The 18,142-nt window shown below is 71.7% G+C and carries 5 protein-coding genes; all 5 read left to right on the top strand.

Going from position 1 to position 18,142, the window contains the following annotated elements:
* The first annotated feature begins 26 nt into the window (after nucleotides 1–26).
* The 5 genes from ACKY0X_RS21505 (at nucleotide 27) to ACKY0X_RS21485 (ending at nucleotide 18,052) form a co-directional block, all read left to right on the top strand.
* On the top strand, nucleotides 27–1,916 hold the full coding sequence (locus ACKY0X_RS21505; protein WP_409427635.1) for a fatty acyl-AMP ligase: 1,890 nt from the start codon (nucleotides 27–29) through the stop codon (nucleotides 1,914–1,916).
* Nucleotides 1,917–2,591: 675 nt separating this feature from the next.
* A complete protein-coding gene (locus tag ACKY0X_RS21500; RefSeq protein ID WP_409427634.1) occupies nucleotides 2,592–4,649 on the top strand; it encodes a hypothetical protein in 2,058 nt (685 codons plus the stop codon).
* Between the two features lie 35 nt (nucleotides 4,650–4,684).
* A complete protein-coding gene (locus ACKY0X_RS21495; protein ID WP_409427633.1) occupies nucleotides 4,685–6,949 on the top strand; it encodes a hypothetical protein in 2,265 nt (754 codons plus the stop codon).
* 52 nt (nucleotides 6,950–7,001) lie between these two features.
* Entirely contained in the window at nucleotides 7,002–13,625 is a 6,624-nt protein-coding gene (locus ACKY0X_RS21490; protein WP_409427632.1) for a PE family protein, read from the top strand.
* A 56-nt stretch (nucleotides 13,626–13,681) separates the two neighbouring features.
* Complete coding sequence (locus ACKY0X_RS21485) at nucleotides 13,682–18,052, top strand: PE family protein (protein WP_409427631.1); 4,371 nt, start codon at nucleotides 13,682–13,684, stop codon at nucleotides 18,050–18,052.
* Nucleotides 18,053–18,142: the final 90 nt, after the last annotated feature.

Below are 18,142 nucleotides of genomic sequence, written 5' to 3'. Positions count from 1 at the left end.
CGTTCGATCTGTAGGTGCGCTGGGCTATGTCAACGACAGAGCCCAGCGCATTTACGTTGGTGGACCTGCTCACGCAGCAGGCCGACCGCTACGACGACAAACCCGCCTTCCTCTTCTGCCCGGAAGGCGACGACGAACACGACCGGCTGACCTATCGGGAGCTGGATCGTCGGGCCCGGGCAGTCGCCGCCGGTCTGCAACAGCACGGTGCGGCGGGCCAGCGAGTGCTGATCTTCTGCCGGCCGGGCCTGGACAGCATCGTCGCCTTCTTCGGTTGCCTGTATGCCCGCGCCGTCGCGATTCCGGTGGACGCGCAATGGACCTCGGCGCGAATCGAGGCAATCGTGCCCGATGCGCGCGCCGAAATCGCTCTGGCCACCACGAAAACCCAAGACGGGATCCGGGCCGCGGCGGACCGCGCGGCCGAGGCGGCGGGCTTGCCGCCGCTGCAGTGGTTCGCCACCGAAGAATTGAGCGGTGATGAATCCGCCGCTGATCGCTGGGCGCTGCCGCCGGTGACCGCGGCGACCACCGCCGCAATCCAGTACACCTCCGGAACCACCAAGGCACCCAAGGGCGTGGTGCTGACCCACGGCAACTTCATGCACAATCTGGAGACCGTTCGCCAGACTTGGAACCCCGCGCCGGACAACCCGGTGTTCCATCGCCCGGTGGGTTCGGTGACCTGGCTGCCGCAGTATCACGACCTGGGTCTTATCGGCGGGGTCCTGATGACGCTGTATGTCGGGACGACCACGGTGGTGATGTCGCCGGGCGCTTTCTTGATGCGCCCGATGCGCTGGCTGGAAGCGATGTCCCGGCACGGAGCGGTCATCTCCGGCGCACCCAATTTCGCCTACGACTGGTGCGTCAAACGCAGCACGGCGACCGAGCGCGCGGCGCTTGATCTGTCCAACTGGCAGGTCGCCCTCAACGGTGGTGAACCGGTGAATCCCGCGTCGCTGCAGGCGTTCTCCGAGGCGTTTGCACCGGCCGGGTTCGCCCCCGAGACGTTTTTGCCGGTGTACGGCCTGGCGGAGGCGACGCTGGGCGTGTCCGGTGGATCGGATTCCCCGCTGCCGGTGGTGGTGCACGTCGATCGCGGGGCGCTCGGTGAAGACCGGATCGTCGAAGCTGCGCCCGACGATCCGGTCGGCGCCGCGGTGGTCGGTTGCGGGCGGCCGCGGGGCGGCCAACGGGTCATCATCGTCGACCCGGAGACCCGAATCGAGTGCGACGCTGACGAGGTCGGGGAGATCTGGGTCTCCGGCCCCAGTGTGGGGCAAGGATATTGGCGCCGCGGTGCGGAGACCGAGCAGACCTTCGCGGCGTATCTGGCCGATGCCGGCCAAGCCTTTCGGGGCCCGTTCCTGCGCACCGGGGACCGGGGATTCCTGCGCGACGGTGAACTGTTCGTCACCGGGCGCTGTAAAGACCTGATCGTCCTGGGCGACGTCGTCCACTACCCCAACGACATCGAGCGCACCGTGCAGGACAGCAACGCGGTGTTGTTGGCTGGGCGCGGCGCGGTGTTCGCGATAACCGGCGAGCGCGGGGATCCGTTCGCCTGCGAACGACTCGTGGTGGTCCAAGAGGTGCAGCGACACCGGCTGCCCGACACCGATGCCGACGGTGTGCTGGCCGCGATCCGCGACGCGATCCGGCGCCACCACCGGACCGAGGCGCACGATGTGCTGCTGGTCAAACCGATGAGCATTCCCACCACATCGAGCGGCAAGATCCAGCGGGCCGCGTGTCGGGAGAAGTTCAGTGCGGGCGAGCTGACGGCCGTTGCCCAGTGGAACGCACCGCCGCCCCCGGCCGCCGAACCGGGAATGGCCGCCAAGCAGCAGATGGCGCTCGGCCTGGCCCGGTTCGTCGGCCGGCTGGCACGCCAACGGCGCGAAGCGGACTGACAACCGACACGCCGGGGGATCTCGATCCGTACCGCTCGGCTGTAGGGTGTTCGCGACCCAGCAAACCCGGTCGCTGCCGCCGTCGTCCACGATGTGGCGGTGCGCGCAGCACGGGATCGAGACGCCGGCCAAGCCCTCGCTGCGCCATCTCCAGCCGCGGAAACTTCCCCGTCACGGCGGAACGGTCGGTAACGCGTTCGTGGACGGTTGTCCGCCGAGGTCGTCAGCGGCGATCCGAGATTGCTCAGCAATTTATCATCTTTTGACGGCCCATAAAGTTGTTAATCGCATTGCTTAAATGATGTTAATACGGGCGACAATGGTGGACTTCCCCGGAAGGTTAAGCGGTACCGCGGGTCTCCACCTCCCCTGACCACGCATGTTGTCAGTTTAGTGACTACGCATGTTGTCGGAATATTGACTACAGACGTTGTCTTTTAGCGCCTGAAAAATCCGCCTGTGAGCCTGAGAAATCTATATTGGAAATGTGATGCTGCTCATGTACTGTCGCGAACGTTTGATACCTCGAGATGGAAGAAATTTCCGATGCAGCAGTTACTTCGTCCCTACGCCACGACGGGCGTCGCCCTAGTAGGTGCCGGTCTCGTCAGCGTCACTGCTGTACCGATGCCGCAGGTAAGCCTGCATACTCTGCCGGCGCCAAGGCAGGATCTCGTGCCGGTCCAGCAACCGAACCTGCGGCTGGTGGCCAACACCTCCGACGTACTGGTCACCTGGGATCAGCTGTTCAGCAACACCGCCGCCAACCTGGCCAACCTGGGCCAGCACTTCGACCCCGGGATGCTGCCGTCCGAGCTGGGGCTGCTGTTGTCGTCGGTCGCACCGTTCGTCACGGTCGCCAATGCGTGGAACGAGATCTGGGCCGCGATCGCCATCGACCCGGCCAACACGCTCAGCATCCTGTTCAACGCGCCGGCCACCCTGCTCAACGCCTGGCTCAACGGCACGAACACGATCGAGATACTGGGCCTCACCATCCCGGCGTTCAACGGCCTGCTGACGGGTCCGCAGTCCTTCGACCTCGAATTCACCCTCGGTCAGGTCTTGGACACCGTGAACCTCGGGGACAAGAGTCTGACCACGATCCTGTCCGGAATCGGGATCGGCGACTTGCCGATCGGGTCGATGGTGACCAGCCTGCTCGACGGGGTGGGGCTGGGTCACCAGACCCCGCTGGATCTGATCAACGCGATCGGAATCGGGCCGCAGTCCGCCGCGCAGCTCGCCACCGGGCTGCTCGACGCGATGGGGCTGGGCCACAAGAACCTGATCGACATCCTGGGCAACGTCGGCCTCAGCGACGAGTCGGTGGCCGACTTGGGCACCAAGCTGCTCGACGCGATCGGCATCGGCAACCCGACGCTCGGCGATTTGCTCGGCAACGTCGGGCTGGCCGACCAGTCGGTCTCGGGCGCACTGCTGGCGGTGCTCGACGCCGCCGGCATTGGGGACCCCACCGTGACCGGCCTGCTCGACCAGCTCGGCTTTGCCGACCAGCCCGTCTCCGGTCTGGCCACCAGCCTGCTCGACGGCCTCGGCCTGGGGCAGCGGACCCCGGTCGACCTGCTCGACTCGCTGGGGCTAGCCGACCTGACCGTCGGCGACATCCTGCCCAAGGTGCTCGACGCGCTGGACCTGGGTCAGCGGACCCCGCTGGACCTGATCGACGCGATGGGCCTGGGCGACGTCAGCGTGGGTTCGCTGGCCGTCGACTTCCTCGGCGGCGCAGGCCTGGGCGACGCCACCGTCGGCGACCTGGTGAACGCCGCCGGCCTGGGCGGTCTGACCATGCAGAACATCGTCGACGCCATGCACCTGGGCAACGTCTCGCTGGGCACCGTCTTCAGCAACCTTGGCTTCGGCGGCCTGACCCTGAACAACCTGATCTGGGCCACCGGCGGCGACACCGTCGCCGACAAGATCGGTGGCCAGGGCATGATCGACGGGCTCAACGCCAACACGATCAACAGCATCCTGGCCGGGCAGGGCATGAGCGACCAGACAATCGCCCAGCTGCTCGGGCCGATGGCTGATCAGAAGCTCAGCGACCTGCTGGAAGCCAACCTCTCCATGACCCTGAGCTCGGTGCTCACCGGGATGGGCATGAACACCCAGACGCTGGACGAGCTGATCGCCAGCTTCGGCATGAACAGCACCAGCCTGGGCCAGCTGCTCACCGACATGGGGCTGAACAACACCACCCTCGACGAGATGCTCGGCAACCTGCTGGGCACCGGCACGCTGGGCGAGCTGCTCAACGGCGCGGGCATCGGAAACCAGCATCTGGGTGACCTGCTCGACGGCATCTTCAGTGGCCAGACCCTGGGCTCGTTGCTCGGCACCACCGACCTCGGCAACACCCACCTCGACGCCCTGTTGCACAGCCTGCTGGGCGACATGACGCTCGGGTCGGTGCTGGGCGGCCTGGGATTCGCCACTACCGACCTCGACACATTGGTCGGCGGCTTCCTGGGCGGACAGACCATCGCCGACCTGTTGAGCAGCTTCGAACTGGCCACCACCGAGCTGGACGAGCTGCTGGCGGACATCTTCGGCGACGGAACGTTGAACTCGATGCTCACCAACATGGGCCTGGGCAGCGACACCCTCAACGATCTGCTGGACCAGTTCGGCCTGTCGGACATGGTGCTGATCAACACCCATCTCGGCGATTTCGGCGGATTCTTCGCCTCGCTGTTCGGCGGCGTGTAACCGCCCTCATCCACCGAATCGACTCGGAGAACCTGATGCTGCAGACCCTTCGCCCCTACCTCACGCCCGGGATTGCCGTCGTCGGCGCCGGTCTGATCGCCGTCGTTCCGTCGGTGGCACCAATGCCCGCCGCCCCGACGCACTTTGCGCAGCAGCAGCATTCGGTGGTACTGACCGCCGACCCGGCGAACGACGTCACCGGCCTGCTGACCAGCTGGGGCCTGCTGCCGACGATCACCGTCAACGCGGTACCGCTGCCCGCGCAGATCAACATCGAGCTGGGTTCGACGCTGCACACGCTGCTGGCGATGATCGGCCCGTTCATCACGCTGAACAACGCGTGGAACGACATCATGGACCAGCTCGCCGCCGACCCGGCCAACGCGTTCATGATCCTGCTCAACGCCCCGGGCACGCTGATCAACGCGTTCCTGTTCGGCACGTCCGGCATCGACGTGGCGGGGATGAACATCCCGCTGTTCAACGGGCTGTTCGTCGCACCACACACCGCGACCATCGACCTGCAACTGGGCCAGTTGGTGGACCTGGCCGGCGTCGGAAACACGACGCTCGGCGACGTGCTCAGCCAGTTCGGCATCGGCGACGAGTCGGTGGAGGGTCTGCTGACCGGCCTGCTCGACAGCCTGGGCTTCGGCCACCTGAGCGTCACCGCGCTGCTGTCCGAGTTCGGGATCGGCGACCAGCCGATCGCGGACCTGGCGGCCAACCTGCTCGACGTGATGGGTATCGGGAACCCGACGATCTCCGGTCTGGCAGATCAGGTGGGGCTGGGCGACAAGTCGATCGCCGAGGTGCTGACCGGTCTGCTCGGCCAGGCCGGCATCGGCAATCCGACCTTGGCCGGCCTGCTCGACCAGTTCGGTCTCGGCGAGCAGTCGGTGGGCGAGTTGGCGACCGGCCTGCTGCACGCCGCCGGGATGACCGACACCAGCATCACCGGCCTGCTTGGCCAACTCGGTGTCGGTGACTTGACCCTGGGCGACGCGCTCAAAGACCTTGTGCACGCCACGGCGGGCGGCGACGCGACCATCACCGATCTGCTGACTCAGTTCGGTGGTGCGGATATGACGCTCGGCAGCGTGATCAACCCGCTGCTGGACGCCTCCGGTTTCGGGGACCAGAGCCTCGCCGAGCTGATCGACAGCCTGCTGGGCGGCATGTTCGGCGGCGGCGGCGCCGGCAGCATGACCGTCGGCGACCTGGTGATCGAGATCCTGCAGGGCGCCGGCTACGACATGTCGCTTTCCGAGCTCCTGCAGAGCGCGGAGATGTCGAACATGACGCTGGGTGACCTGCTCGAAGGCACCGAGATCGGCGACCAGAAGTTCACCGAACTCCTGACCCAGGCCGGGATGGGCGACAAGACGTTGCTCGAACTCGCGGACGGCGCGATCCCCCTTCCCGACATCACCTGCCCCATGCTGCCGGGCTTGTACAACGTGTCCTGCTACCAAACCCTCAACAGTTTGATGGGGCCCAACAGCCTGCTGGAGACGTTGCAGCGGCTCTACAGTGCCGGCGCCCCCGCCTTGGGCGTGGCACCCGGCACTCCGCTGTCCGACATCACCATCGGCCAGCTGCTGGGGGCGACCGGTGTGGGCGGTGAGAAGCTCAGCGAGCTGCTCACCGGTTTGAATCTGAGCACCCCTTTCGACACCGTCATGCACAACCTGGGGCTGGACAGTGTCACCCTCAGCGGCCTGCTCAACAACGGCTTCTCGTGGCTGATGAACACCTCGGTGGTGTCGATGCTGAGCTCCTGGGGTCTGAACAACCTGAACATCGACACGGTGATCGACCGGCTCGGCCTGGACGTCACGATCAACGGGCTGCTGGGCAACCTCGGCCTGAACAACGTCGACATCGGCGGCCTCATCGACCACGTCTTGGGTGGCATGACCCTCGGCTCGATCGCAAACGACCTGGGGTTGAACAACATTCACCTGGACGGCTTCTTGGAAAGCCTGCTGGGCGGTGCCAAGGTCGGCGACCTGCTCGACGACCTGAACCTCAACAGCGTCCACCTGGACGAGATTCTGCAGCGCCTGCTCGGCGGCGTCACGGTGAACGACATCGCCAACTCGCTGGGCCTGGGCAGCGTCACCGTCGACTCGCTGGTCGCCAGCCTCGGTCTGACCGGTCTGACGGTCAATGACGTGATCGACAACCTCGGTCTCGGCGGCCTGGACCTCGACGACCTGCTTTCCAACATGGGCATCTCCGGCACCGATCTGATCTCGGTCAGCATCGGGCAGCTCGGCGGCCTGTTCGGCTTCTGAGTTCAATCCATCGGCTTACCAACACTTCACGAAACAAGGGCGGAAAACAGCAATGGGCGGCAGGCGCGACGGTGTAGAACGGCGAACGGCGAACCCCCACGGGGCGCGTCGGCGCAAACGCGTCGCCGGGGCCGGGACCGCGGTGGGCGCGTTCCTGGCCTTCGGGATCAGCCCGATGTCCGCTGCGCCGCCCGCCCACGCCGACGAGCTGGGCTGGGTCGTCGACCTGTTCGGCCAGAGCCTGGGCGATGCCTTCACCAACCTGGGCGAGGCGTCGTCATGGCAGACGATTTTCGACGCCGACTCCTGGGCACCGCTGTTCGCTCAACTCGACGGCGGCTGGGACGCCGCGCTGGCCCCGATGTCCGCGGCCGCCGACGACCCGTTCGCTGACCTGTTCAACACCTTGTTCTACGAGCCGATGCACACCGGCATCGAGAACTGGATCGACAGCCCGCTCGGCCTGCAGGTCAACGGTGCGATCAACAGCTTCTTCGGGGTCTACCTGATCGGCAACGGCGCCGACGGCACGGCGGACAACCCGGACGGCGGCAACGCCGGCCTGCTGTTGGGCGACGGCGGCGACGGCTTCGGCTACAGCGGCAACGGCGGCAACGCCGGCTGGTTGTTCGGCAACGGTGGCAATGCCGGCAGCGCCGGTGACACCGGGGCCGGCGATTCCGGCGCCGGCGGGCCCGGGATGGTCACGTTCGCTGCCCTGGCGAGCGACCCGGCTCCGATCAACGGCGCCCCCGGAGTCGGCGGCAACGGCGGTGGCCTGTTCGGCCACGGCGGCAACGGAACCGACGGTACGGCCGGGCAGTTCGGCGGCGTCGGTGGCGCCGGTGGCGCGGGCGGCGACGGCGGGTTCTTCTTCGGCAACGGCGGCAACGGCGGCAACGGTGGTGCCGGCGGCGACGGTACGGCTGCGCACATCGACGGCGGGGCCGGTGGCGCCGGTGGCGCCGGTGGCCGGGGCGGGATGTCCTTCAGCAACGGCGGGGTCGGCGGGGCCGGTGGCGCCGGTGGTGACGGCTTCACCGGTGGCCGGGACGGCGGCAACGGTGGTGTCGGTGGCGCCGGTGGTGCGGGTGGCGGTGGCGGCACCATGTTCGGCAACGGCGGGTCCGGCGGAGTGGGCGGTGTCGGCGGTGACGGCGGCAGCGGCGCGGCCGGTACCGACGGCGCACAGGGCACGTTCGTAGGCGCGGGCAACGGAAACGGCGGTGCCGGAACCAACGGCGGCGTCGGTGGCGTGGGCGGCAGCGGCGGGATCGGCGGCGATGCCGGCGCGGGCGGCCTGTTCGGCTCCGCCGGCAACAGCGGCTCAGGTGGTGCGGGCGGCAACGGTGGCGACAGCGGTGCCGGCGGCAACGGCGGTAACGGGGCGGCCGGAACCGCGGCACACATCAACGGCGGCAACGGCGGTCGCGGCGGCGAGGCCGGGCTGGCCGGCGCCGCGGGCCGCGGCGGCGCGGCAGGCAGCGGCGCCGGCGGTGTCGCGGGCGTGGCCGGCAGTGCCGGCGAAGCGGCCACCGTCAGCGGTAACGGCGGCAACGGCGGCGCCGGATTCAGCGCGGTCAATCCGGGTCAAGTCGCCGGCAACGGCGGCCGGGGCGGTGACGCCGGGTCCACCGGTAACGGCGGCGCCGGTGGCGTCGGCGGTAACGGCGCGACGGGTGCCCTCGGCGGCAACGACGTCAACGGCAACGGTTTGCAGGGTGGCGCCGGTGGTGTCGCCGGCAACGGTGGTGCCGGGGGTGCCGGTGGATCGGTCTCGGGTAACGGCGGTGCCGGTGGCGCGGGCGGCATCGGTGGCACCGGTGGCGCCGGCGGGAGTGGCGCGACCGGTGGTGCCGGTCAGAACGCCGCCGCCGGAAGCGGCGCTACCGGCGGGACCGGTGGTAACGGCGCCAACGGTGGCAAGGGCGGCGTCGGTGGAATCGGCGGCAACGGTGGTGCCGGTGGTACTGCGGCACACGGCACGGCGGGCGCGGTCGGCGCGGGCGGCATCGGTGGCGCCGGTGGCGCAGGTGGTAACGCGGGCAACGGTGGTCAGGGCGGCACGGGCGCCGGCGGTGGCAAGGCCGCCGCAGCCGGTGCGGGTGGCCTCGGCGGTAACGGTGGTTCGGTAGGCGCGGGCGGTGCCGGTGGCGCCGGCGGCGTGGGCGCCGGCGGCGCGCATGCGGCCGGCGGTACAGCGGGCGCAACTGGTACCGGCGGCAATGGCGGCGCGGGTGGCACCGGTGGTGCCGGGCAGTTGCTGGCCAACGGCACCGCGCAGGCCGGTGGTGTGGGCGGTCACGGCGGTAACGCGGGTGCGGTCGGCGACGGTGGCGCGGGCGGTACGGGTGGTGCCGGGGCAACCGGCGCGGCCGGAATCACCAGCGGGTCGGGTAACGGCACCAACGGTGCGACCGGCGCGGCCGGTGGTGCCGGTGGCGTGGGCGGTGCCGGCGGCTCGATCTCCGGCAACGGCGGCGTCGGTGGTGCCGGTGGCGTAGGTGGAGCCGGCGGCGCCGGTGGTGCCGGCGCCAACGGAATCGATGGCGTGGATGCGATCGCTGGAAGCGGCGGCAACGGTGGCGATGGCGGCAACACCACCAGTGTCGGCGGTAACGGAGGCAGTGGTGGTGTCGGTGGAGCCGGCGGTGCGGGCGGCACGGCGGCGCACGGCTCCGCGGGCGGCCAGGGTGTCGGTGGCGTCGGCGGCGCGGGTGGTGCGGCCGGTAATGGCGGCACCGGTGGTGCCGGCGGCGACGGTGCCGGCGGCGGCACCAATGCGGTGGCAGGCCACGGCGGTAACGGTGGCAGCGGCGGCACGGCAGGTGTGGCCGGCGCCGGTGGCGCCGGTGGCAGTGGCGCCGGCGGCCAGGCCGCCAGCGGTGCCGCGGGCGCGGCCGGCAGCGCCATCGGCGGCGTGGGCGGCAACGGCGGCAACGGTCAGGTGCTGGCAGACGGCACGGTCCAGGCCGGTGGCGCCGGCGGCAACGGCGGCAACGCGGGTGCGATCGGTACCGGTGGCGCCGGCGGCAACGGCGGTAGTGGGGCAGCCGGTGCGACCGGTGGCCGCGACGCGGCCGGCAACGGGCTGACCGGTGGTTCCGGCGCGGCGGGCGGCGTCGGGGGTAAGGGCGGTGCCGGTGGCACCATCTCCGGAGACGGCGGGGCCGGCGGCGTGGGCGGTGCCGGTGGAGCAGGTGGCAACGGCGGTAATGCCGGCTTCGTCACCCCGGGCAGCGGCGCGTCCGGCGCGAACGGCGGCAACGGCGGAACCGGTGGCGTCGGTGGTGCCGGCGGCATCGGCGGTAGCGCCAGCAACGGCAACGGTGGCGCCGGCGGACAGGGTGGTACCGCGGGCGCGGCCGGAAACGGCGGCAACGGCGGCGTCGGCACCGGTGGTGGTACCGGTGCCACCGCCGGCAGCGGCGGAATCGGCGGCAACGGCGGCGAGCGCGGCACGGCGGGTGCAGGTGGCGCCGGTGGTAGCGGTGCCGGATCCGGCCATGCCGGCGCGGCGGGCGCAATCGGCAACGCCGGCGGCGGCGGCAACGGCGGCGAAGGCGGTCGCGGCGGCGACGGTCGCGAACTGGCTGACGGCACCATGCAGGTTGGCGGCGCCGGTGGGCGCGGCGGCAACGCCGGGTCGATCGGTACCGGCGGCCGCGGGGGCGACGGCGGCGCGGGCGCCAGCGGCGGGACCGGCTCGTTGAACAGCTCGAACGGCTCCAACGGTGCCACCGGTGGGGTCGGCGGCGCGGGCGGTAGCGGTGGCTCGATCGCCGGTAATGGTGGTGCCGGCGGCGTCGGTGGGCACGGCGGCAACGGAGGCAACGGCGCGGCCGGTCTGACCGGCGTCGCGGGCACCGATGCCGCGGCCGGCAGCGGCGGCAACGGCGGCAACGGCGGCACGGGTGCCGATGGCGGCAACGGCGGTACCGGCGGTGCCGGCGGCAAGGGTGGTGTAGGTGGCAGCGCGGTCAACGGGGCGGCGGGCAAGGCCGGGGTCGGCGGTGTCGGCGGCAACGGCGGCAACGCCGGTAAGGGCGGCGACGGCGGTGCCGGTGGGCAAGGTGCCGGCGGCGGCTTGAACCTGGTCGCCGGAAACGGCGGCGCCGGTGGTAGTGCCGGTACCGCGGGCCATGCCGGCGGCGCGGGCCAGGGCGGCCTGAGCGGTGACGGCGCCTCCCAGCGCGCCGGCGGTACGGCGGGCGCGGCGGCGGTCGGCGGCGGCAACGGTGGTGCCGGCGGTGATGGCGGTGCGGGGCAAGTGCTGTCCACCGGGGCCTCCCAGGCCGGTGGCAATGGAGGTGCCGGCGGTGACGCGGGTGCGGTCGGCACCGGTGGCGCAGGCGGGAATGGCGGCGCGGGCGCGACCGGGGCCGCGGGTGTTACGGACGCCGGCGGCGACGGAAGCCACGGTGGCGACGGCGCGGCCGGCGGCAACGGCGGGGTCGGCGGTAAGGGCGGCTATATCTCCGGTAACGGTGGTGCCGGCGGTAGCGGCGGTGCCGGCGGTAACGGTGGTGCCGGCGGTAACGGCCTGACCGGCACCGCAGGGTCCACCGACGCCGCGGGGCAGGGCACCGACGGCGGCGACGGTCGCGACGGCGGCGACGGCGGAAACGCAGGTCACGGCGGTAACGGTGGTGCCGGCGGCACCGCGGTCAACGGCAACGCGGGTGCGGCCGGGGCCGGTGGGGTCGGTGGCACCGGCGGAGCGGCCGGTAACGGCGGCACCGGCGGCCGAGGCGGCGATGGGGCCGGCGGTGGCCTTGACCTGGAGGCCGGCGCCGGTGGGAATGGCGGCGACGGCGGCGCGATCGGGCAGGCCGGCCACGGTGCCGCGGGCGGCATAGGCGCCGACGGCAGCCACGCCGCGGATGGCGCGGACGGCGCCGCGGGCCGCTCCGACGGTGGTGCGGGCGGCAACGGTGGCGCCGGTCAGATCCTGTACAACGGCACTCTCCAGGTCGGTGGTCAGGGCGGCAACGGTGGCAACGCCGGCACGGTCGGCACCGGCGGTGCGGGCGGCAACGGTGGTGCCGGTGCTACTGGCAAGGCTGGGATCACCGACGCCTCCGGCACTGGTACGCACGGCGGCGACGGCGGACTCGGCGGCAACGGCGGTACCGGTGGTGCCGGCGGCACGGTGTCCGGCAACGGCGGCGTCGGTGGTCAGGGTGGCGCGGGCGGCACGGGTGGCCTCGGCGGTGCCGGACTCAACGCCACCGTCGCCGGCCAGAACGGCGGCAACGCCGGTGACGCCGGCAACGGCGGTCAGGGCGGCGTGGGCGGCCAGGGCGGCACCGCCACCAACGGAATCGGCGGTACCGGCGGGCGCGGCGGTGCCGCGGGTGACGCGGGCACCGGTGGTCAGGGTGGTCAGGGTGTTGGCGGTGGCGCCGCGGCAAACGCCAGCAACGGCGGCAACGGCGGTACCGGCGGGGAACGCGGCACGGCCGGGCAAGGCGGTGCCGGCGGGGTCGGTAGCGCGGGCGATGGCGCGAACGGCGGCGTCGGCGCGGCCGGCGGCGGCGGTAACGGCGGCAATGGCGGCGCGGGCGGCAACGGCGTCGGCGTGATCAACAACGTCGGTCAAGCCGGCGGCAACGGCGGCCTCGGCGGTGCGGCCGGTTCGAACGGCAACGGTGGAGACGGCGGCGCCGGCGGTAAGGGCGCGCTGGGTACCAATCCGGCTGCACCTACCCAAGGCGGATCGAACCCGTTGGCCGGCAACGGTGCCACCGGTTCCGAATGTGGTAGCACCGCCGGCACCAGCTCGTGCACCGGCGGCGTCGGCGGTAACGGCACCGCGGGCAACAGTGCTAACAACGGCGGACACATCCAGGACGGTGGCAACGGTGGTACCGGCGGCCGAGCCAACACCGGCGCATGGCTGGGCCAGACGGCCACCGGCGGCAAGGGCGGCAACGGCGGTGCCGGCGGGGCTTCCGGTGACGGTGGAGACGGCGGCACCGGCGGCTACGGCTACGTCGGCGGCAGCTCCAGCAGCGCTCATGGCGGTACCGGCGGCAACGGCGGCAACGGAGGCAACGGTGTCAGCGGTGTGACCGGCGGCAACGGTGGTGCCGGTGGTGCCGGTGGTGCCGGCGGATCGGTGTCGGGTGTGGGCGGCAACGGTGGGGTCGGCGGCGCGGCCGGCAACGGCGGCGACGGCACCGTCGGCGGTGACGGCGGCAACGGCGGCAACGGCGGGCAGGCCTACATGTCAGCGCCGGTCGGTGGCACCTCCGCGGTCGGTGGCCAGGGCGGCAACGGCGGCAACGGCGGCTACGGCGGTAACGGTGGTGCCGGTGGCATCGGCGGCCAGGGCGGTGACGCGGGCGCGGCCGGTGCGGACGGCGCCGGGCAGGCCGGCGTGGGCGGCGCCGGCGGCAACGGCGGTGCCGGTGGCAACGGCGGCAGCGGCGGTGACGGCGGTGACGGCGGAAGCACCAGCCGCGGCACATCATTCGGAAGCCAAACGGCCGGCCAGGGCGGGACCGGTGGGACCGCCGACATTGGCGGAACCGGCGGCGCGGCCGGTGGGGGCGGCGCGGGCGGCCATAACGCCGACGGTTCGAGCGCATCCAGCGGTGCGGGGGGCACCGGCGGGACCGACGGCGCCAACGGCGCCGCCGGCAGTGGCGGATCGACCGGCACAACCGGCTAAGGCCGCCACGTCCTCAACGAATCAACCATCCCTGCTTAAGTAACGAGGTTCCCCCAGTGATTGGTAAGCGCCACAAGGCAACTCGGGCTAGTCGTCGAGTGCTGGGTGCGGGTTCGGCGGCAGGCGCGGTTTTGGCGTTGGGTGTGTCGCCGTTGGTGTCGGTGCCGGTGGCGCGGGCTGATGGTGAGTTTGATTGGTTGCTGGATCTGTTCGACCCGGCTGCGTGGTCACAGGCGGATGCCTCGGCTGGGTTTGATTGGGGGTCGTTGTTCGATTCGTCGGCGGGGTTGGCCAGTGGCGACCCGTTCGACCTGAGTGCCTACATCGACGAGTTCGTCTATACGCCGTTGCATGCCGGGATGGTCGATTGGATTGAGAGCCCGTTGGGCATCGAGGTCAACTCGTTTGTCAATGACACGTTCGGGTTCGGTTCGATCATCATCGGCAATGGTGCTGCGGGCATCGAGGGTGTCGATGGCGGCAATGGTGGCGCGGGCGGTTGGCTGTTCGGTGACGGTGGTGCTGGTGTCGCCGGCGGTGATGGTGGCGCGGCAGGGCTGTTCGGTAACGGTGGTGCCGGTGGTGCGGGTCTGGCGGGCCTGGCCGGTGGTGATGGTGGTGCTGGCGGTTCGTGGATGGGTGTCGGCGGTGCCGGTGGTGTGGGCGGTGATGGTGGTGGCGCCGGCGGTAATGGTGGCGATGGCACGGGTTGGTTGTTCGGTTCCGGCGGCAATGGTGGTGCCGGTGGGATCGGTGCGGCGGGTGCGGCGGGTCTGGCCGGTGCTACCGGTGTGTGGGCCAATGGAGGCAGCGGCGCGGGTGCGGTTGGTGGCAATGGTGTCCTGGGCGGTAACGGCGGCAATGGTGGTGCCGGTGGTAAGGCGTCGGGCTTGTTCGGCAGTGGTGGCAATGGTGGTGTCGGTGGTGTCGGTGGTGCCGGGGGTAGTGGTGGCCGCGGTGGTGACGGTGCTGGCGGTGAGTGGGATGTGGCCGCTAGCAATGGCAATGGTGGTGATGGTGCCGGTGGTGGTGATGGCGCCAATGGTGGTCAGGGCGGCCAGGGTGGTCTTGGCGGTGCCGGCACCAGCTGGGGGTCTGCGGGTGTCAACGGGCTTGGTGGTCAGGGGGGTGCCGGCGGCAACGCCGGGATCGCCGGCGATGGTGGCGCCGGCTTGGACGCCACCAGCGAGCATCCCGATGGCGGTGACGGTGGCAATGGCGGCGATCCGGGCGCGATCGGTCACGGCGGTCAGGGCGGCCTGACCGGTGGGTCGACCACCGAGCGTGCGGCCAGTGGCGTCGACGGTCAGGCGGCCGGCCACGGCGGTAACGGCGGTAACGGCGGTAACGGTTTCGATGTGGCGGCCTACAACGCCGCTCACGCAGGCGAACTGGGTTTCAAGGCGCTGAGCATTGCCGGTGGCAACGGTGGTAACGCCGGTGACGCCGGGCTGGTCGGTGATGGCGGTGCCGGTGGCAATGGTGGTAACGGCGGTGCCGGTGGCCCCGGTGGCAACGGTGGCTGGTCGGGTGGCAAGGGCGGTACCGGTGGTGACGGCGGCAATGGCGGCAACGGCGGGGCGGCCGGCGCACTAAGTGGTAGCGGCGGCCAGGGCGGCAACGGCGGCTTGGGTGGCGACGGCGGGCACGGCGGCAACGGCACTGGTGTCAACAGCAATGCCGGCAGTGGCGGCGACGGCGGCAAGGGCGGAATCGGCGGCCAAGGCGGGGCCGGACAGACCGGTGCGGCCGGCAGCTACCTCTCCGGTGACGGCAACGGCGGCAATGGCACCAACGGCGGCGCCGGCGGTACCGGCGGTGACGGTGGCAAGGGCGGTGACGCCGGGACCGCGACCGGAACCGGCAACCTGGGCGGCAACGGCAATGGCGGCGCCGGCGGTCAGGGTGGCATCGGGGGCGCGGCCGGTGACGGTGGCCGGGGCGCTGACGGCGACGCTTCAAACGTCAACGGTGGCAATGGTGGTAACGGCGGCAATGTCGGAGTCGCGGGCGCCGGAGGCAACGGCGGTGCGGCTGGCGCCGGCGGCCTGGGCGGTGACGCCGGCACGCACGGCGCCGAAGGCAGCGCACCGACCGGCGGGGGCAACGGCGGCGACGGCGGCAACGGTTTCGCCTCCTCGACCGCGGGCGTCAACGGTGGCGCGGGCGGCGCCGGCGGTAACGGCGGTGAACACGGCAACGGCGGCAACGGTGGCAACGGCGGGAACGGCTTCACCGGTGCGGCTGGCGTGAACGCCACCACCGCGGGCGGCTCCGGCACCAACGGTGGCAACGGCACCGACGGTGGCGCCGGGGGCAAGGGCGGCCTGGGTGGCTCGATCACCGGCAACGGTGGCAACGGCGGCCTGGGCGGCGCCGGCGGTTCCGGCGGTAATGGCGGCGACGGCCTGGCCGGTGCTCAGGTCACGGTGGCCGGGGCGAGCGGCAACAACGGCGGCTCCGGCGGCAACGGTGGCAATGCCGGCTCCGGCGGTGCCGGTGGCAATGCCGGCGGCACGGCCGGCGGTTCAGGAAGCGCCGGCAGCAACGGCAGTGGCGGCGCCGGCGGAACCGGCGGCAACGCGGGCACGGCCGGCGATGGCTCGGACGGCGCCAGCGGCAACGCCTCGAATGTCAACGGCGGCAAGGGCGGTAACGGCGGTGACGCCGGAACGGCGGGCGCTGCGGGTCAGGGCGGCGCGGTCGGGACCGGCGGAGCCGGCGGTAACGCTGGGGCCGAGGGTGCGGCCGGCGCGGCGATCACCGGACCGGCCGGCAACGGCGGCAACGGCGGCGCGGGATACAACGCGGCCGGCGACGGCGGCGCGGCCGCGGGCACCTCCGGCGGCAACGGTGGCGCAGGCGGTGACGGCGGCAACGTCGGCAATGGCGGCAACGGTGGTGTCGGGGGCAGCGGCAAGTCCGGTGTCGGCACCGCCGGCACGGCGGGCACGGCTAGCACCCCCAACGGCGGCGCGGGCGGTACCGGCAGCGACGGTGGCAACGGTGGCAACGGCGGGGCGGGCGGAGCCGGTGGTGCGCTGGCGAGCAACATCGCGGGCAACGGTGGCGTCGGTGGTGACGGCGGCGCCGGTGGTAACGGCGGCAACGGCGGCAATGGCTTCAGCGCGACGACCGCCGGTGCTAACGGCGGCAACGGCGGCAGCGGCGGTGCAGCGGGCTCCGGTGGCCACGGCGGCACCGGGGGCGCTGCCGGCACCACCGAACACGGGACGGTCGGCACCAACGGCAATGGCGGCCAAGGTGGCAACGCCGGCAGCGCCGGCCAGGGCGGCAACGGCGGTCGGGGCGGCGACGGCAACGCCAGCACCCCGAATGGTGGCCGCGGCGGTAACGGAGGCGACCCGGCCAGTGTTGCCGGAGCCGGCGGCGCAGGTGGCGCGGCCGGCAGCACGGTCGGCGGCGGTGGGACCAACGGTTCCGACGGCGCGAGCGGAACTGCGGCAGCGGGTGCATCCGGCAATGGCGGCGCCGGCGGTAACGGCTATAACGCGGCCGGAGACACCAACGCTGCGGCAGGTGCCAACGGCGGCAAGGGCGGTGCCGGCGGAGACGGTGGTGCGATCGGCAACGGCGGGAACGGTGGTGCCGGCGGTAGCGGCAAGGTCGGTGCCGACGGCCATACGCCGTCAAATGGCAAGGCCGCCAATGGTGGTACCGGCGGTGCCGGGTCCAGCGGCACCCAACCTGGACAGGCCGGTGGTGATGGCGGAACTGGCAACAGCGTGAGCAGCACGAGTTGGAGTGCCCCAACCATCACTGGCGGTAATGGCGGAAAGGGTGGCGACGGGGGGGCGGCCGCCGACGGCGGTAATGGCGGTAACGGCGGTGGCGCAAACGGGAAGACCGGCGGTATCGGCGCCAAGGCCTATGGCGGCGCGGGCGGTAACGGCGGTAACGGTGGCGACGGCGCGGACGGCACCGTCGGTGGGAATGGCGGCGCCGGGGGTGCTGGCGGCAAGGGCGGCGTGGTCTCGGGCAACGGCGGGAATGGCGGCGTCGGCGGTTCTGGCGGCACGGGCGGCGCGGGTGAACAAGGTGGCGACGGCGGCAACGGCGGTACCGGCGGCTATGGCGAGAACCACCAGGGCACCGGTTATGCCAAGGGCGGGAATGGCGGCAACGGTGGTAACGGCGGCGCGGGCGGTGATGGCGGCGCTGGCGGCAATGGCGCGGCCGGCGGCGCTGCAGGTGTTGCGCAGGGTGCCGGTGTCAACGGCACAGCAGGTACCGGTGGTAATGCAGGCTCTGGCGGGGCGGCCGGCTCTGGGGGAGCCGGTGGCGCCCGAGGTGCGGGCGGCGGAGCCGAAGCCGGTGGTGCGGTCAGCGCGGATGCGGGCTCTCCGGGACAGGCCGGTATCACCGGTGGCCAGGGCACGAAGGGCGCTGATGGCACCCCGGGATGATCGCCGCCAACGCCGATCTACGGCGACCTCGGGCATCGTCCGTTGTACCGAGGCGCTGCCGCATTGCCAGCGCCCGAACACCTCTCACTT

It is taken from the genome of Mycobacterium sp. SMC-11 (assembly GCF_046250095.1).
In the GTDB taxonomy this organism is placed as follows: domain Bacteria; phylum Actinomycetota; class Actinomycetes; order Mycobacteriales; family Mycobacteriaceae; genus Mycobacterium; species Mycobacterium heraklionense_A.
The sequence above is the reverse complement of the archived record's forward strand: the minus strand, read 5'-3'. Positions and strand labels throughout refer to the sequence as shown.

Bases quoted from the DNA above. Each gene is read 5' to 3' on its own strand.
- ACKY0X_RS21490 (WP_409427632.1), top strand. From the start codon at position 7,002: ATGGGCGGCAGGCGCGACGGTGTAGAACGGCGAACGGCGAACCCCCAC.
- ACKY0X_RS21495 (WP_409427633.1), top strand. From the start codon at position 4,685: ATGCTGCAGACCCTTCGCCCCTACCTCACGCCCGGGATTGCCGTCGTC.
- ACKY0X_RS21505 (WP_409427635.1), top strand. From the start codon at position 27: ATGTCAACGACAGAGCCCAGCGCATTTACGTTGGTGGACCTGCTCACG.